This window comes from Polaromonas sp. A23 (assembly GCF_002001015.1).
Classification (GTDB): Bacteria; Pseudomonadota; Gammaproteobacteria; order Burkholderiales; family Burkholderiaceae_C; genus Polaromonas.
This window is the reverse complement of record NZ_MUNO01000017.1, coordinates 125,623-139,662: the sequence shown is the minus strand read 5'-3', so window position 1 is coordinate 139,662 and position 14,040 is coordinate 125,623. Positions and strand designations below refer to the sequence as shown.

The window sequence follows — 14,040 nt, the reverse complement described above, 5'->3', positions numbered from 1 at the left end:
TGCCGATTGGCCGCAGCTGCGGCAGTGGTGACCCCCAGAAATTGCAATGCGCCACAAGCTGCGCCCACAACAAACCAGCAAGCAATCATGGCCTGGGAAGACAACCGGGCCGATACCAACACACTTGTCAGCAGAATACCCACCGCAGCCATTGCATGTTGGCGCTTCAAGCGTGCAAACTTCAGCGCAGGCAGCCCTAAAGTGGCCACCATCTGCCCCACCATATAGGCACTGGCAATCAATCCCGCTTGTGCAAACGGAAGGCGCGACTCAGCGACCAAAGCCACCACAAGCAGGGGCATGAGATGCAAGGGCAAGGAAGCCGCCGCAGACAGGAGGCTCGCGCCGAGAACGGGGAAAACCACCGGCTACTCTTCGTGCTTGGTGCGTTTACGCGTTGCAGCTGTGTACTGCCCGGATTCCGGCGCTTCATTGGGGACTTCCACCCGAATGGTCTTGCGATAACCCACCCAGTCTTCAGCTGTCATTGCCGGTTCGCCATTGACCATGAGTCCCAAACCATCCCGCTCCGCAAACTTATGGGCAGTTTCGCCGTAAGTACCGCGCATCAGAGGTTGCACCTGAAACAGCGGTGTGACTTTGGAAATATTGATCGGCACGTCAGTTGCGAGCAACTGGATGTTGATGAACAGGGGAAAGGGCTGGAATCGATCGGACTCGAGCAGCCCCTCGAAACACGAATACTGGTGACTCGCGCGGATGTTCGCCAGCGGACGAATCAGTACGCTCCAGTCCGTCCGCGTGGCACACAACAAGCCCGACCATATTTGCACAAAGCCCCGCATGGGCAGGACGGACAGATAGGGAGGCGCCAGGCCCTTGATGTCTTCGGGCGCATGTTCATCCCAGTAGTCGGAAAAACCGGGCAGATAGGCCTGGGAAAGCGGCGTCCACTCTTGCGTCTCAAGGTCGAGATAGGAAACGTCGGCGCCATTCCATTTGAGCGATATGTCCTCGGGGGGAAAGATGTACCAGCCGAATGACGAGGCTGTTCGCATGGGCTCGCAATGGCGGAAGGCCATTGTGGGCATGGTGCCCAGCGCTGCCTTGTCCGCACGCATGGGCGGGATGGCAGCCGGATAAACAGTGTGAAAAGTAACGGTAGGTCCGTCCTCGGAATTATTGTTATCCGGCTGCATCGACTTGTTTCTTCCCTGTGCTAACTAGATCTTCTTAAGCGGCTTGTTTGGCAAAATGCGCAGCGAGCGTCGGCGTGATGATGCCGCCGCCCATCAGGACTACCGGCTTCCTGGCTACATGTGCTTTGACGGTGGGAGAGATCAGTCCGGCGCCAGACACCACCCGTTTCTGGACGTGAGCCTTAACGGTTGGGTTGATGGCGCCAGCGCCCATTTGCACAGTTCTTTTTTGCAGGTGTGCTTTAACCGCAGGACTGATCAAACCGTTGCCCATCTGAACCGTTTTTTTCTGCAAATGTGTCTTCACGATTGGGCTGATTAAGCCGGTTCCCATTTCCACTCTTTTCTTGGCCAAATGCATGGCCAAAGTCGGTGTGACATATCCGCCACCCATCAACACAGTTTTCTTCTGCAAATGTGTCTTGATAGTCGGAGAAATCGTTCCCGCCCCGGACAAAACCCGCCGCTGAACATGTGCTTTGATCACAGGGGAAATCCATCCCGCGCCCATCTGTACGGTCCGTTTTTGCAAGTGAGTTTTGATGGCTGGACTGATAATGCCATTGCCCATTTGCACAGTTTTTTTCTGCAGATGTGATTTCACGACAGGACTGATCCAGCCCGTTCCCATCTCCACTCTTTTCTTCGCCAGATGAACTGCCAGAGTTGGAGTGATCAAGCCCCCGCCCATCAAGACTACTTTTTTCTGCAGGTGCGCTTTGACCGCAGGACTGATCAAACCGTTGCCCATCTGCACGGTCTTCTTCTGCAAATGTGACTTCACGACGGGGCTGATCAAGCCGGTACCCATCTCCACTCTTTTCTTTGCCAGATGAGTGGCTAAAGCGGGCGCTATAAAACCTCCGCCCATCAAGACTCCCGGCTTTTTCTGCACATGCGCCTTGACGGCAGGGGAAATAAAACCCGCACCAAACTGCACTTTCTTCATCTGACTCTCCTGAATAAAGATTGATAGCCACCCGGACGAGTGGCCGAATGCAATCTAACATGCACTTTTGCCAGCTTACAAAATATCGTTGGCGACTTGGTCAGACAGTCGTTAATCAACGACAGGCGCGCCGCGGGCGGTGCTCCCATGCAGACTTTTCAGTTACCTCGTTGATCCGGGTATTCCCGCAACAGGTCGACCGTTACCGCCGCATGCTCGACGAATCTGCGCACGACAAGGGAACCGGTTTCTGTTGCTCTTCTGTCCCTAACCGCCACCCGCGACCGTGTCGCTTGCACCCATGAACTTCTCTCCTGTAGCAGTCGGTGAGATTCTTGCGCGGCTTCCCAGCCATAGCCACTCATGACTTCTGCGTTGCCGCGGCGGGAGAGTCTCCCCCACGGCAGTAATAATTCAGCACTAAAGCAACGCCACCAAGTTTTAAGCGACTCTTTCATCATCTGCCTCCCCCAGACCACTCCTCCTACAAAAGGAGGAGGTAAAATTTTGTTACACCATCTACGATGAGGCTCCCGTGATCGAACTCCCTGTTGCCGTGACAAGAAGCACGAAAGTGTTGTTGGTCATGGACGTGGTGGAGTCGGTCAGGTTAATGGAGCAAGACCAAGATGACTTTGTGCGGCGGTGGCAGCAACTGGTGCAACATGCAGAGCAGCAAGTGCTGCCATTGCACGGTGGCCGCATTGTCAAAAGCCTGGGTGACGGCCTGATGCTTGAATTTGCCACGGCTCAAGGCAGCGTTCGGGCAAGCTTCGCTATTCAGCATTTCAGTCAGCAGGCCAATGTCGGGCTGCGCTCCGAGCAGCAAATGCATTTGCGCATAGGCGGTCATTTGGCCAGCTTTGTAACTGACCAGCACGACATTTATGGAACCGACGTCAACCTGACTGCGCGCTTCTGCACACTGGCCCAGCCCAGCGAAATCGTGGTGTCTGCAGAGCTACGGGATCAACTCACGGCAGCATTGGACGCGGAAATAGAAGATCTAGGCGAATGCTATCTTAAGCATGTTGACAAACCCATTCGCGTCTATCGCGTCACCCCACCAGGGTATGCGTCAATAGTGGAGCCTAGTCGCACACCTCACAAGGATCTGCTTCCCACAATTGCCGTTATCCCTTTTGAGGCTCGCAGCAATGAGCCAGAACACTTTGCGATTGGTGAGCTTATCGCAGACGGCATCATTGCTCAGCTCTCGCGTACGTCGGGTTTGCGAGTGATCTCCCGCCTTTCGACAACCGTATTCCGTGGCCGGGACGCCAGTCTTAGTGAGGTGAATAGCCACCTTAATGCCACTTTTGTTCTCTCTGGAAGCTATGTCGCTAGTGGCACAAAACTTCTCTTAATGGCAGAGCTAGCGGATGTCCGCAACAGTCGAATAGTTTGGGCGGATCGTTTCTCAGGTGAAACTGGTGATCTATTGCAGGCGCAAAGCGAGCTTATAACCCGCATAGCGAACGTTGCGCACAAAACCCTGGTTGAGTCGGAAGTTCAACAAGCGCTTGCTCAACCACTTCCCAGATTGGACAGTAGCTCCCTGCTTCTCAGCGGCATCTCGCTAATGCACCGATCCACACTGCAAGACTTTGATCGCAGCAGGGAGGCGCTGGAAGCGGTAGTTGAGCGTCACAGCCGGGCCGCAACAGCAAGAGCCTGGCTTGCCAAATGGCATGTACTTAGAGTTATGCGCGGGATCAGTGCCTCGCCTGAGCGCGAGGGGAAGTTGGCCCTACAGCAGACTCAGAGAGCTCTCGATGCAGAGCCCGAGAACGCCCTTGCCCTTGCAGTTGAGGGGTACGCTCACTGTCAGTTGGTGGGGGATGCTGCAGTAGCGGAGAAAAGATTGTCGCGGGCTGTAGCAGTGAATCCGAATGAGCCTCTGGCTTGGTTGTTTAAAAGTGTCTTGTCTACCATGTGGGGCGCCGCGGCTGAGTCAGTCTCCGAAGTGGAGTTTGCTGCCGCCCTGTCCCCAGTAGATCCATTGACCTATTTCTTCGAGTTGCATCGGTCGGCGGCGCTGTTGGCCAACAACAACCATGAAGGGGCGATCGCCTCAGCGGGTCGGTCGCTCAGGGCCAACAGACACCATTCGCCTACGCTTCGAGTGCTGTTGACAGCGCAAGTTGAATTCGGTCTGCTAGAAGATGCAAAAAAAACGCTGGCGCTTTTACTGGCAGAAGAACCGGGGCTGACCATCTCATCGTATCTAGGTGTCGGTAGCGGTGCCAGCGTTACTCGGAAGCGTTGCGCAGCAGCGTTGAGAGCATTAGGTGTTCCAGAGGTTTAGAGTGTCAATTGCTTAAAAGGGAGTGATGAATATGGGCGCAGGTTTTGGAGCCGGTTTCGGTGCCGGTTTTGGTGCAGGTTTTGGAGCCGGTTTCGGTGCCGGCTTTGGTCAGGGCCCCGCGGACAACCAAGGAGTACTCGCGAACGCAATTACTCTGAGTCGAGCTGCTTTGGTGGGTCCCTTTCAGGGAGCAACCCTTCCTATCAATTTGCCGACGCCACTGGATAAGCCCGACCGCCTGGCAGACTGGGCTGTGGGTCCACGCATGCAAATCTGCGAATTGGATCTTTTGGCTGGATTGCACTTTGACGTGAATCAATCGAAGGAGTTGGTGTCGGTCGATTTTGTCGACTTGAACAAAAAACCGCTCAAGAGTCGCACCTTGATCCGCTTAGTTCGCCCCACAGCCAAAGTATTCAAGCAGCAACTGGAGCTGGTTGCCAACTACAGTGAGTTACGCGAAGACCGAGGCAGTGAAATTCTCACTCAAGCCAACGGATTTCTCGCCTTTACGGCTGCGATCATTGGCTTGCATGCACATCGCCACAAGTGGACGCTTGAACTGCTTGATCTCAGCCTCTCTCTTGCATCGCACGTGGAGATGCGCTTTAAGCATGCTTTCGCCTGCCCTCGGCCTGTGGAGCTATCGCCACAAATCCAACCGCCGATCCCGACCCCAGGCCACGCTAGTTGGCCAAGCGGACACGCAACCGAAGCCTACGTGGTGTCCACGGTCGTGCAAGCACTACTGCCTCACGGGGCCAAATACAAAGAACAGCTGGAGCGCCAGGCAGCGCGCATAGCCGTCAACCGTACAGTGGCCGGACTGCATTACCCGGTGGACAGTGCGGTGGGCCGTCTTCTAGGCACGGGACTCGCCGATTTTTTCGTGGCGCGATGCATCGGTAACAACAAGCTGCATGAGCGAGGTTTTAACGGCAGGAAGTTTCACGACGCTCAAGGCCACACGATTGACTTTGATCCACGTGTTTCGATGGCCAACAACCAAAGTGGTTACTACGAATATCTCTCCGCAGTAGGCAGCATTGCCGCCTCGCCATTGATGGCGTTCATGTGGGCCAAAGCCGCCAAAGAGTGGCAACCAATTCAATAGTCAGGTAAGCCACCATGTCCTGGACCAAATTGCCAAAAGGCAGCTTCACTGGCATAGACTGGGCGAAGCCCGGAGCTACTACTGGAGCTGACCCCTATCTTGTGTGGGCCGAGGCTGATAAATTTGCCGGCTATGGCGGCAAACCACCTCGGTGGTTGCCCGTCACCATAGAGCTCAACCCCGGCGTCAGCATCGCTCAATTCATTGCTGCAGGTTCGCCCCTGTGGCTGCATGTGCCGCCCGTATATACGAGCAGCGCAGCGCCTGCGGGCCTACGGTTCTGCACGGCCCGCGTAAAACCGGCGTTTTTTAAACACATTCGTCTCGGCGGCAGCTTACATGCATTGGTGCAGCGATTAGAGATGGGGCTGCCAGCGGGGCACCAGACGGATGACCCCACGGCACCTTCAGCCGCCCCTCCGGGTGCGGCCCCGGTCCTACTCCAGGGCAAAGTGATTGGCCAAATTGATGGCGGGCTTGCGTTTGCGAATAACCGCTTCCTGAAGAACGGCAAGGCACGCACGCAATACTTCTGGCGACAGGACGGCGAAGGTGTCGGTAGTACACCTGCTGGATTGGGATACGGCCATGAACTCACGGCGGCCCAAATCAACCAGGCCATGCAACAAAACACCTTTGGCGGAATGGTCGATGAAGGTGCTGTGTATCAGCAGTTCAAGCTAACGGCCCTGCAAAGGCTATTGAACCACGGCACGCAGGTGCTGGATCTGGCCTGCGGGCCTCGCACACTGCTAGCGCAGGTGGCCAATTTGCCGCCCTCGTTTGACGCACCACCCAGTTGGGATCTCGCCAATGACGATGCCAGCCGCGCTAACATCGTGTCGGTTCAGTTGGACTGGGACACCATCCGAGACACGTCAGGCGGTGCAATGAACGTGCACATACTTGATGGACTGATGTACATCATGTCTAGATGCGCATTGACCGCCAAAATTGCCGTCAATCTCAGTTGGGGCACGTTGGCAGGGCCGCACGACGGCAGCTCAATCCTGGAAGCCGCTATGGATCAATTGATCGCCTTGAGCGGCAAACGATTGCAGATAATCTTGCCGGTGAGTAACAGCTACCAGTGGCGCACACACGCAAATGCAGCGCTATCAAAAAATGAGCGCGTGACATTCCATTGGCGTGGGCAACCAGCCGATTTATCTCAAAACTTCCTGGAACTATGGCTACCCGAAGGAGCGACCGGCATCGAAATTGAAATCACACCGCCAGGTCGCACAGCACTACCCGCACTTTCCTTTGGCGAATCACGTATGTGGCTGGACGGTGGCACGCAGCCGCTGTGCGCACTGATCTACCCCGAAGCAGTAGCGACGGGGCGCAACGGGACTTGCGCGCTTATCGCTGTAGCTCCCACGTTCAGTTTTGATGACGGCACGGCCACTGCACCCAGCGGGGCTTGGCAAATAAAGCTAACCAATGTCGGTACGGGTGCAGTTACGATTGACGCCTATGTAGAGCGGGATGACGAGGTTCTTGCGCATCACACGGGCATACGCCAATCGCATTTGGAAGATGCGCTCTACGACATGCAGGCCTTGGTAGACGACCCAACCAACCCCACGCCCATTCGGCGAAGCGGCAATTTCAATAGCATTGCCACGGGTAACAAGACAGTGTCGGTCGGTGGCACACGTATTGCAGGCCCAAAGTGGGCGAACTACTCGCCGCAAAACCCGGACCCCGACCATGCACGTCCCACACGCCCCGGCGTAGTAAAGATACCTCACACTCAAGCATTTAGTGATGAAAATGCGGCGTTGATAGGCGTGCGTGGTGCGAGCACTCGCAGCGGGTCCGCGGTCCGTCTGGTTGGCACCAGTGACGCTGCGCCCCAAGTTACCCGGAAAGTATTTAACGCGATGTAGCGCAATGGCGCCATTGCCTGCTTGCCGCCACACCCTTCACGACGGAGGCGATGTAGCTTTTCGATTTACATTGGCGGTTTGGCATTGATGCAACACGCTGCATCTACGCGTTGCCAAACAAAGAGGTAATTCTCTTAGGTGAGTCCATGCCCCTTTTCAAACAAAAAACTTCGGCCTAAACTCCGATAGGCCTTTAACAGTAGGTTGCAACTTTTACCAAAACGCCGAGATTCCATTAACCGTCAGCATTAGGAGAGTCACATGGGTTATTTCATGAAAGAGCACGACATCTACATCGGTAGCATGTTGGATGAACTGAATTTGCGTTTTGCGCCGCCCCAAGGCAAGGACACGCACCACGGCGGAATTGAGGAAATGGTGGCGTTGCAAAAAGAGTTCAAGATCTTCAAAAAGGGACGTTCCTTCAAAACCAGTGTGACAGCACTCAATCTTGGCGCCTGGAACAATGAAGTTAAAAACCGTTGGTACGACCTGGTAGGAGCACTCAGCAAGCACGACTCCAATCGTCCCAAACAGAACGGTGATGTTGCAATCGTCAATGCCTTGATTAAAAATTTGGCTTCGAAAACGCCTTTGCCTGTTTTTTTTACCTCCCACGATATGCGCGGTGAAAAACAAAATGCGCAAGTAAAGATCACAGACAAGAGCCGCCCCGTACATTACCTGGAGCAGGACTACCTCACGATTTCATTGCCGATGCAGTCAGTGCAAGCGGCAAGCGCGGCGCGCCAGAGCAAGGCTGCGACTAAAGCCAGCAAACCCGGCGCAAAGAAATAAAGCGTTTTCGGGGGCGCTCCCCGAAAATCCGTTCACCCGGGTATTGTTTAGTGGCCGGGACCTTTTCGCAAAACCCCATGGACGTATTGCTTGCCGAAGTCGAGCAGTACTACACCCGAAAAATCGACACCTACGGGGCTACCCCGCTTGGGGTCGATTGGGCATGTGTGCCTACCCAGCAAATGCGTTTCGTGCAGTTGCTCAAGTTCTGTAATTTTGATTCGCCAGTGACGCTTAACGACTTGGGATGCGGCTATGGCGCCTTGCTCGCTTTTTTGTCCAAACGCTTTCGCGGCAAGGCAATTAACTATTTGGGCATAGACCTCTCACCAGCCATGATCGCTCAGGCACAAAAACTATGGGGCAAGCGGCGCGAAACGAAATTCGTAGTAGCAAGCAACAGTCCCCGCATCGCGGACTACTCGATTGCCAGCGGAATTTTCAATGTGAAACTAACCCAAACTGACGACTTGTGGACACAGTTTGTCGCAACAACATTGGCGAACATGCACGCCACCAGTCGTCGTGGTTTTGCGGTCAATTTTCTTACTCCGCTGCCCGAAGGAGTAATTGGCATAACGGAGCTCTACAGGCCGCCTTCTGAATTGTGGAGCAACTATTGCCAGAAGAGGTTTGGCGCCACCGTGGAAATACTGAACAGCTATGGAATGCGTGAATACACCTTGCTGATACGAAAGACTACTTAAGCAGTCGCGCCCGGCTTTGGTCAGATCCCCACTACGCGACTCCGCTCATTCCGCAAAAGCGGCTCGTAAATCTTGGCGCCGGTCAGCTGAATCAGCTGTTCCGCCTGGTTGAAATGGATCAATGCTTCCTGCCGGGATTTGACATCAGCCTTTTGACCCAGCACGCCACCAAGAACAATCAACGCCCGGCATTCGGCCAAGCGATTGTTTCTCGGCTTCGATATATCAATGTTTGTTTGGGCAACTGCCAGCGCGAGATCAAGGTTGCCCTGCTTGTGATGGCACTCGGCCAAGCAAGCCTGTATTTCGGCTTCAAACTCAAGAGCCACTTTCGAACTCGCGATAAGTTCGAGTGCTTGAGAAAAACAATGTTGCGCAGCTGTCAGTTTTCCAACGCTTACTTCAGCCAAGCCGGAGCACCAAAGAGCAAAGATTTTTGAGTATGGGCTGGCATACCGCTGCCCAAGGTCAACGACGATTTCAACATGCCGCTGGGCGAGTTCAGCGTTCTGGGTAACCGCCGCAAGCTCCACGTGCAAATGATGAGTGATCTGCTGAATCACGGGGTCATCCAGCCTTTCGTCAACAGACAACATTTGCAGCAAGCAGGCCTCTGCCTCATCCAATCGGTTCATGCGTATCAACAACCGGGCGCGAATCCCCAGCGCCCACTGTTCAATGCTGAAATCAATAAATTCCCGGTCGAATTTGTCGATGTTTTCTACCCCCAGCAAGGCGGCGTCATTTGCCGCAAGCCCCTGCTCCAGCAGACCGGCCCAGGCATAGGCCTGGCTGAGCGCCACGTTGAGCATCGCAACACGCCCGACATCCTGACCCGGTGGAGTCAGCGAAAGCGCCTTGAGAACGCTCGCCACATAGTCATCTGCCGGGCCACCGCCCGACTGCAGGATGCGTCCCTGCGCAAAAAGCAACAATTGCTCCAGCCGGTTGTCCACATCTCTCGCAAGCCCTATGGCTTCCTGGCAGATCTCTTGAACTTCCTGCGGACTGAGCCCCTCCCGCCAGCCGAGGTAAACGATTCGGCCACCCGCCAGAGCCCGCAGGCTGTTGACCTGCTGCGACCGTTCCTGCCCCTCCAGCAGCGTCCACACCTTGCGCCAATGCTTGATGGCCTGTGCAGAGTTGGTGGAGCCGGCCCACTTTGCCGCCCGTGCCTCATGTTGCGCAGCATTGACGAATTGCCCGGCGGCTGCGTAGTGGTAGGCAATCAGCGCGGCGAACTCTCCCGGCTGTGCGCTGTAGTGCACTTCCATCGCGGCAGCCACTGCCGCGTGCAGATTGGCCCGCCGGGCCTTGAGCTGGGTACTGTAGGCCACCTCCTGAATGAGTGGATGACGGAAAGCAAAGCGGCGCCCGCCGGCGATTTCACGCAGCAGCTGCAGCAACTCGGCCTCACAGAGCCCGTCCAGGCCGCTCTCCATCTGGCTCACCAGATAGACGGCCACCTCTTGAAGAACAGCCAGCGGAATTTCTTTTCCGATCACTGCACAGATATGCAACAGTGTTTTTTGGGTGGCGACCAACCTGTCAAGGCGCTCACCGATCACAGCCTGCACGGTAGCAGGGAGTGCTTCCTGGCCCAGGGCCGCAAGATCACGGTCCGTATACCCCGAGGCGGTCAGCAATGCGCGCTTTTCGATCAGTGAGTGAGTCAATTCTTCGGCAAAAAAAGGATTGCCTGCGGAACGTTCCACGATGAGCGAGAAGAAGCGCTGCAATTCCGGATAGCGCTCAAGCTGCTCGCGTACAAGAGCCTCGGTATCGGTAGCGCTCAGGTCTGCCAGCACCAGCGGCTGGAAATGAGAGACATCCTTCCATGGCGCTTGATAGCCAGGGCGGTAGTTGAGAAGAAGCAGGGTGTGCGTACCGCCAACCGCGTCCACCAGCGCCGAAAGAAAGACCGCACTGGCTTCGTCAAGCCAATGCAGGTCTTCAAAAATAATGACTGAGGTACTGCGGCCGGCATGGCGCACCAGTTCACCCAGCAAGCCCAAAAGCCTTGCGAGGCGCGCCTTGGGGTTCAGTGAACATGGCTGGCTGCTGATGTCTGCAACGCCCAGAAACTCATGGAGCAGTGCCAGGTCATCTGCCGAGACTGCGCCAAGCCTGGCAAGCCCCTGTTCGATACGCCGCCTTGCTGTGGCTGCATCGTCTACAGGAGATATCTCAAAAAAGCAGGTCCGCAGCAACATCAACACCGGTTGCAACGGCGTGGCATGCCCATAAAGCTGGGTGCGTACTTCAAAGACAGGCACAGGGCGCTCACGACACCACTGGGCGAATTCGTGGCAAAGCCGGCTTTTTCCGGTACCGGGAGCGCCCGACAATCCGACCACCGAACCACGGCCTTCCTGCGCACTGTCGAAGGCTTCTTTCAGGATGCCAAGCTCCAGATCGCGGCCACGGAAGACAGACACGGCTGCCTCGTGAAACTGGTGATGCCGCACATCACTCTTGATGCCCAGCAATGCATGCAATTCGACGGGCTCCGCGATGCCTTTGAGCAAATGCGGACCCATCCGCCTGACGTCGGGGGCTGGACGAACCAAAGCAAGGCAGTCGGCCGTGATGCAGATCCCACCAGGCTCTGCCTGGCCGACCACACGGCTGGCGAGATGGATGGCGTGCCCATGCACGCCTCCGCCCTTGGTTGCGTCAACCGCCCCCGTATCCAACGCAACCTGGCCCGAGTGCAGGCCGACCCGGATGCGCAGGCGCTCCCCGGGATTTTCGAATGCTGCCTGCATGGCGAGGGCAGCTTCACATGCCAGACTGGCATGGCCTTCCAGCGCTCGGGGCACTCCGAACAAGGCCATGACACCGTCGCCCAAAGTGCGTACCACTGTTCCGCCAAAACGCTCCACCGCGTCACACATGCGCTGAACAGCAGGCCGCAGCTGCTCCATGGCCTGCTCGGGGTCAAGATCAGCTACGTGCTCGGTGGAACTGACGATATCGGCGAACAGAATGGTCGCGTGCTTGAGGGCGCCCCATTGGACTTCCGGCCTCAGGGGTTCCATGACCGGGACCGGATCCAGCACGCCGTGCCCCAATGCGGCACCGCAGTTTCCGCAAAAGCGGTTTGTGTCAGGGTTGACCGTCAAGCAGGATAAGCAGCGCAACGACATGTTTTTCTTTGAATCCTCAACAACAGGCCGATTTTCCGGCCGACCCTGTGAATGCTTGCATGCAGCCGCCGGTGATGCAAGGCATTAGTATCCCGGTCTAGGTGATGACCTTCACAGCTTGCCAGGCCGAGTGGACTGCCAGGTATTCTTTTGACTTACTGCCAAAGCGGGATTCTGCCGCTGCACAGGTGGCTCGAGCGGCATCCAGAAAGCTGGCCCGGGGTTTCAGTTTGGCAAATGCCCCATACCAGATCAACCCGGCCTTCTCCCAGGAAAATCCGCCCATTTTTTTGGCTGCGAGGTAGAAAGCGTGGTTGGGTATGCCTGAACTGTCGTGAACATCGGCACCGTCGAGATACTGTTCCATGGTCTTGATCTGGTCATCGTCGTACCAGGTCAGCTTGCGATTGCCGGGGTCTTTGAGGGAGCGGATGGCCAACCCATGCTGCGGTGCCAGCATGTTCTCGCCGAGCAGCCAGTTGGCCTGGGTCACGGTCTGGCGCGCATGCCACTGCTTGACCATGCTGCCCATGACATCGGCGAAGGATTCGTTAAGGGCGCCGGCCTGGCCCTGGAGTGCATGTGTCTGTTCCTCGAACTCGCGATCCTTGCGCGCCAGCTTGACCACGCCCAGCCCACCCGGAATCATGTGCTGGATGACACCGTGGGTCAGTTCGTGGGCGATGATGTCCAGCGCCTCGGTGAATCCGCCGACGTTTTCGTCGCCATCGCCGTAGACCATTTGCTCGCCGGTCCACATGGCATTGGCGAAGTTCTTGCCGAAATGCACGGCCGACTCCACACGCATGCTGCGGTCGTCGAGGGATTCCCGCCCGAACACCTGGTGGTAGAAATTCAGGGCGATGCCGGTGTTGTCGTACACCCGGTTGACAGCGCGGTCCCTGATCGGTTTGTCGCCCTCATGCCGCACCGGCTTGCCCGGCAGGTCGGTGTCGGTGCCTGCATTAAAAATACTGCGGCGATAGGCCTGAGCCGGCATGAAAGACTGGGGGGACTGGACCGTGCGGGGGACAACTCCCTGCTTGGAACAGACATGGCGCTGTGTACGCAGTCGCGTGCTGTGCTCTATGTGGCTGTTGAGCCGCTTGCCCTCATCTTCCCCGGCTTTTTCGGCGAGCTTGCGAAAGAGTTTGGACGGAACGGCAAAACAGAAGCAGTTGTACGCGGGTTTCATCTGTGCGGCCCTTCAACGCGAAGGACGCCTGCGCACACCGGCACGCTCGGCTGAGCGCCCCTTGCATGCCAGGGACCCGAAGGAATAACACTTACCGGCACGGCTACCAGCGGCTGGGCAACTTCTTGAGCAGTGTGATTCGCCGGATGCCCAGCTCGATATAGCCGCCCTTTTCAAGGTCCTTGAGGAGGCGGCTTACCATTTCACGCGACGCACCCACGCGGTTGGCAATATCTTGGTGAGTGATGGATTCCAGCGTGGTGCTGCCGCTCGCCTCTTCACCTGTTTCATCCCTGCGCTCTTCAAGCAGAGCTACCAGCCGGCCATACACATCAAGCAGCGCCATGTTTCGCGCCGTTTCGGTTGCAGAACGAGCCCGGCGTATCACCTGCACCACGAGATTGATGGCAAATTCGGGCTCTTCCACCAGATGCTCGCTAACATCCGTTCGGCCCAACACGGCGCAGGTGCAGGGTTCGAGTGTCATGACCGAAGCCGAGCGTGGCCCACCATCGAGCGACATTTCACCAAAATAGTCACCCGCTTCGACGGTTCCATAGGTAATTTCACGCCCGCTTTCGTCCATGGCGAAGATCTTGACGCTGCCTTTGAGCAGTACGAACAAGCTGTCCCCGGACTCGCCCTCGTTGATCAGAACCGCATTTTTCCGGTAAGTACGCAGGACGCCACGGCGTGCCAGTGACCGCAGTTCGGGCACCAGTGGCGTATAAAGATCTTCGCTGGGAGGTATTGACGTGCTCATGA

At 56.4% G+C, this 14,040-nt stretch carries 10 protein-coding genes; 5 read left to right on the top strand and 5 right to left on the bottom strand.

Features of this window, described 5'->3' with window-relative positions:
- Window positions 1–368: 368 nt before the first annotated feature.
- Window positions 369–1,160, bottom strand: a complete 792-nt coding sequence (locus tag B0B52_RS08110; RefSeq protein WP_139351863.1) for a hypothetical protein — start codon at window positions 1,158–1,160, stop codon at window positions 369–371.
- Window positions 1,161–1,194: 34 nt separating this feature from the next.
- Entirely contained in the window at window positions 1,195–2,109 is a 915-nt protein-coding gene (locus B0B52_RS08105) for a hypothetical protein (protein ID WP_077593114.1), read from the bottom strand.
- A 535-nt stretch (window positions 2,110–2,644) separates the two neighbouring features.
- On the opposite strand from B0B52_RS08105, the gene B0B52_RS08100 reads away from it, so the two are divergent.
- The 5 genes from B0B52_RS08100 to B0B52_RS08080 all read left to right on the top strand — a co-directional run bounded on the left by B0B52_RS08100 (window position 2,645) and on the right by B0B52_RS08080 (window position 8,931).
- Window positions 2,645–4,417: an adenylate/guanylate cyclase domain-containing protein gene (locus B0B52_RS08100; RefSeq protein WP_077593113.1), complete on the top strand. Its 1,773-nt coding sequence runs from the start codon at window positions 2,645–2,647 to the stop codon at window positions 4,415–4,417.
- A gap of 31 nt (window positions 4,418–4,448) precedes the next feature.
- Entirely contained in the window at window positions 4,449–5,531 is a 1,083-nt protein-coding gene (locus B0B52_RS22560) for a phosphatase PAP2 family protein (RefSeq protein WP_217349790.1), read from the top strand.
- A gap of 14 nt (window positions 5,532–5,545) precedes the next feature.
- The gene (locus tag B0B52_RS08090; protein ID WP_077593111.1) at window positions 5,546–7,426 is read left to right on the top strand and encodes a hypothetical protein; all 1,881 of its coding nucleotides are present in this window, start codon (window positions 5,546–5,548) and stop codon (window positions 7,424–7,426) included.
- Between the two features lie 261 nt (window positions 7,427–7,687).
- On the top strand, window positions 7,688–8,224 hold the full coding sequence (locus tag B0B52_RS08085) for a hypothetical protein (protein WP_077593110.1): 537 nt from the start codon (window positions 7,688–7,690) through the stop codon (window positions 8,222–8,224).
- A gap of 77 nt (window positions 8,225–8,301) precedes the next feature.
- Complete coding sequence (locus B0B52_RS08080; RefSeq protein ID WP_077593109.1) at window positions 8,302–8,931, top strand: class I SAM-dependent methyltransferase; 630 nt, start codon at window positions 8,302–8,304, stop codon at window positions 8,929–8,931.
- A gap of 20 nt (window positions 8,932–8,951) precedes the next feature.
- On the opposite strand, the gene B0B52_RS08075 is transcribed toward B0B52_RS08080, so the two are convergent.
- From B0B52_RS08075 to B0B52_RS08065, 3 genes are all read right to left on the bottom strand, one after another.
- Window positions 8,952–11,972: an AAA family ATPase gene (locus B0B52_RS08075; protein WP_077593259.1), complete on the bottom strand. Its 3,021-nt coding sequence runs from the start codon at window positions 11,970–11,972 to the stop codon at window positions 8,952–8,954.
- A 205-nt stretch (window positions 11,973–12,177) separates the two neighbouring features.
- Window positions 12,178–13,275: a M4 family metallopeptidase gene (locus B0B52_RS08070; protein ID WP_077593108.1), complete on the bottom strand. Its 1,098-nt coding sequence runs from the start codon at window positions 13,273–13,275 to the stop codon at window positions 12,178–12,180.
- A 103-nt stretch (window positions 13,276–13,378) separates the two neighbouring features.
- Window positions 13,379–14,038: a Crp/Fnr family transcriptional regulator gene (locus B0B52_RS08065; protein WP_077593107.1), complete on the bottom strand. Its 660-nt coding sequence runs from the start codon at window positions 14,036–14,038 to the stop codon at window positions 13,379–13,381.
- Window positions 14,039–14,040 lie beyond the last annotated feature (2 nt).

Coding starts and splice junctions, on each gene's coding strand:
- B0B52_RS08110 (WP_139351863.1), bottom strand. CDS start 1,160: ATGCAGCCGGATAACAATAATTCCGAGGACGGACCTACCGTTACTTTT.
- B0B52_RS08105 (WP_077593114.1), bottom strand. CDS start 2,109: ATGAAGAAAGTGCAGTTTGGTGCGGGTTTTATTTCCCCTGCCGTCAAG.
- B0B52_RS22560 (WP_217349790.1), top strand. CDS start 4,449: ATGGGCGCAGGTTTTGGAGCCGGTTTCGGTGCCGGTTTTGGTGCAGGT.
- B0B52_RS08090 (WP_077593111.1), top strand. CDS start 5,546: ATGTCCTGGACCAAATTGCCAAAAGGCAGCTTCACTGGCATAGACTGG.
- B0B52_RS08085 (WP_077593110.1), top strand. CDS start 7,688: ATGGGTTATTTCATGAAAGAGCACGACATCTACATCGGTAGCATGTTG.
- B0B52_RS08080 (WP_077593109.1), top strand. CDS start 8,302: ATGGACGTATTGCTTGCCGAAGTCGAGCAGTACTACACCCGAAAAATC.
- B0B52_RS08075 (WP_077593259.1), bottom strand. CDS start 11,972: ATGGAACCCCTGAGGCCGGAAGTCCAATGGGGCGCCCTCAAGCACGCG.
- B0B52_RS08070 (WP_077593108.1), bottom strand. CDS start 13,275: ATGAAACCCGCGTACAACTGCTTCTGTTTTGCCGTTCCGTCCAAACTC.
- B0B52_RS08065 (WP_077593107.1), bottom strand. CDS start 14,038: ATGAGCACGTCAATACCTCCCAGCGAAGATCTTTATACGCCACTGGTG.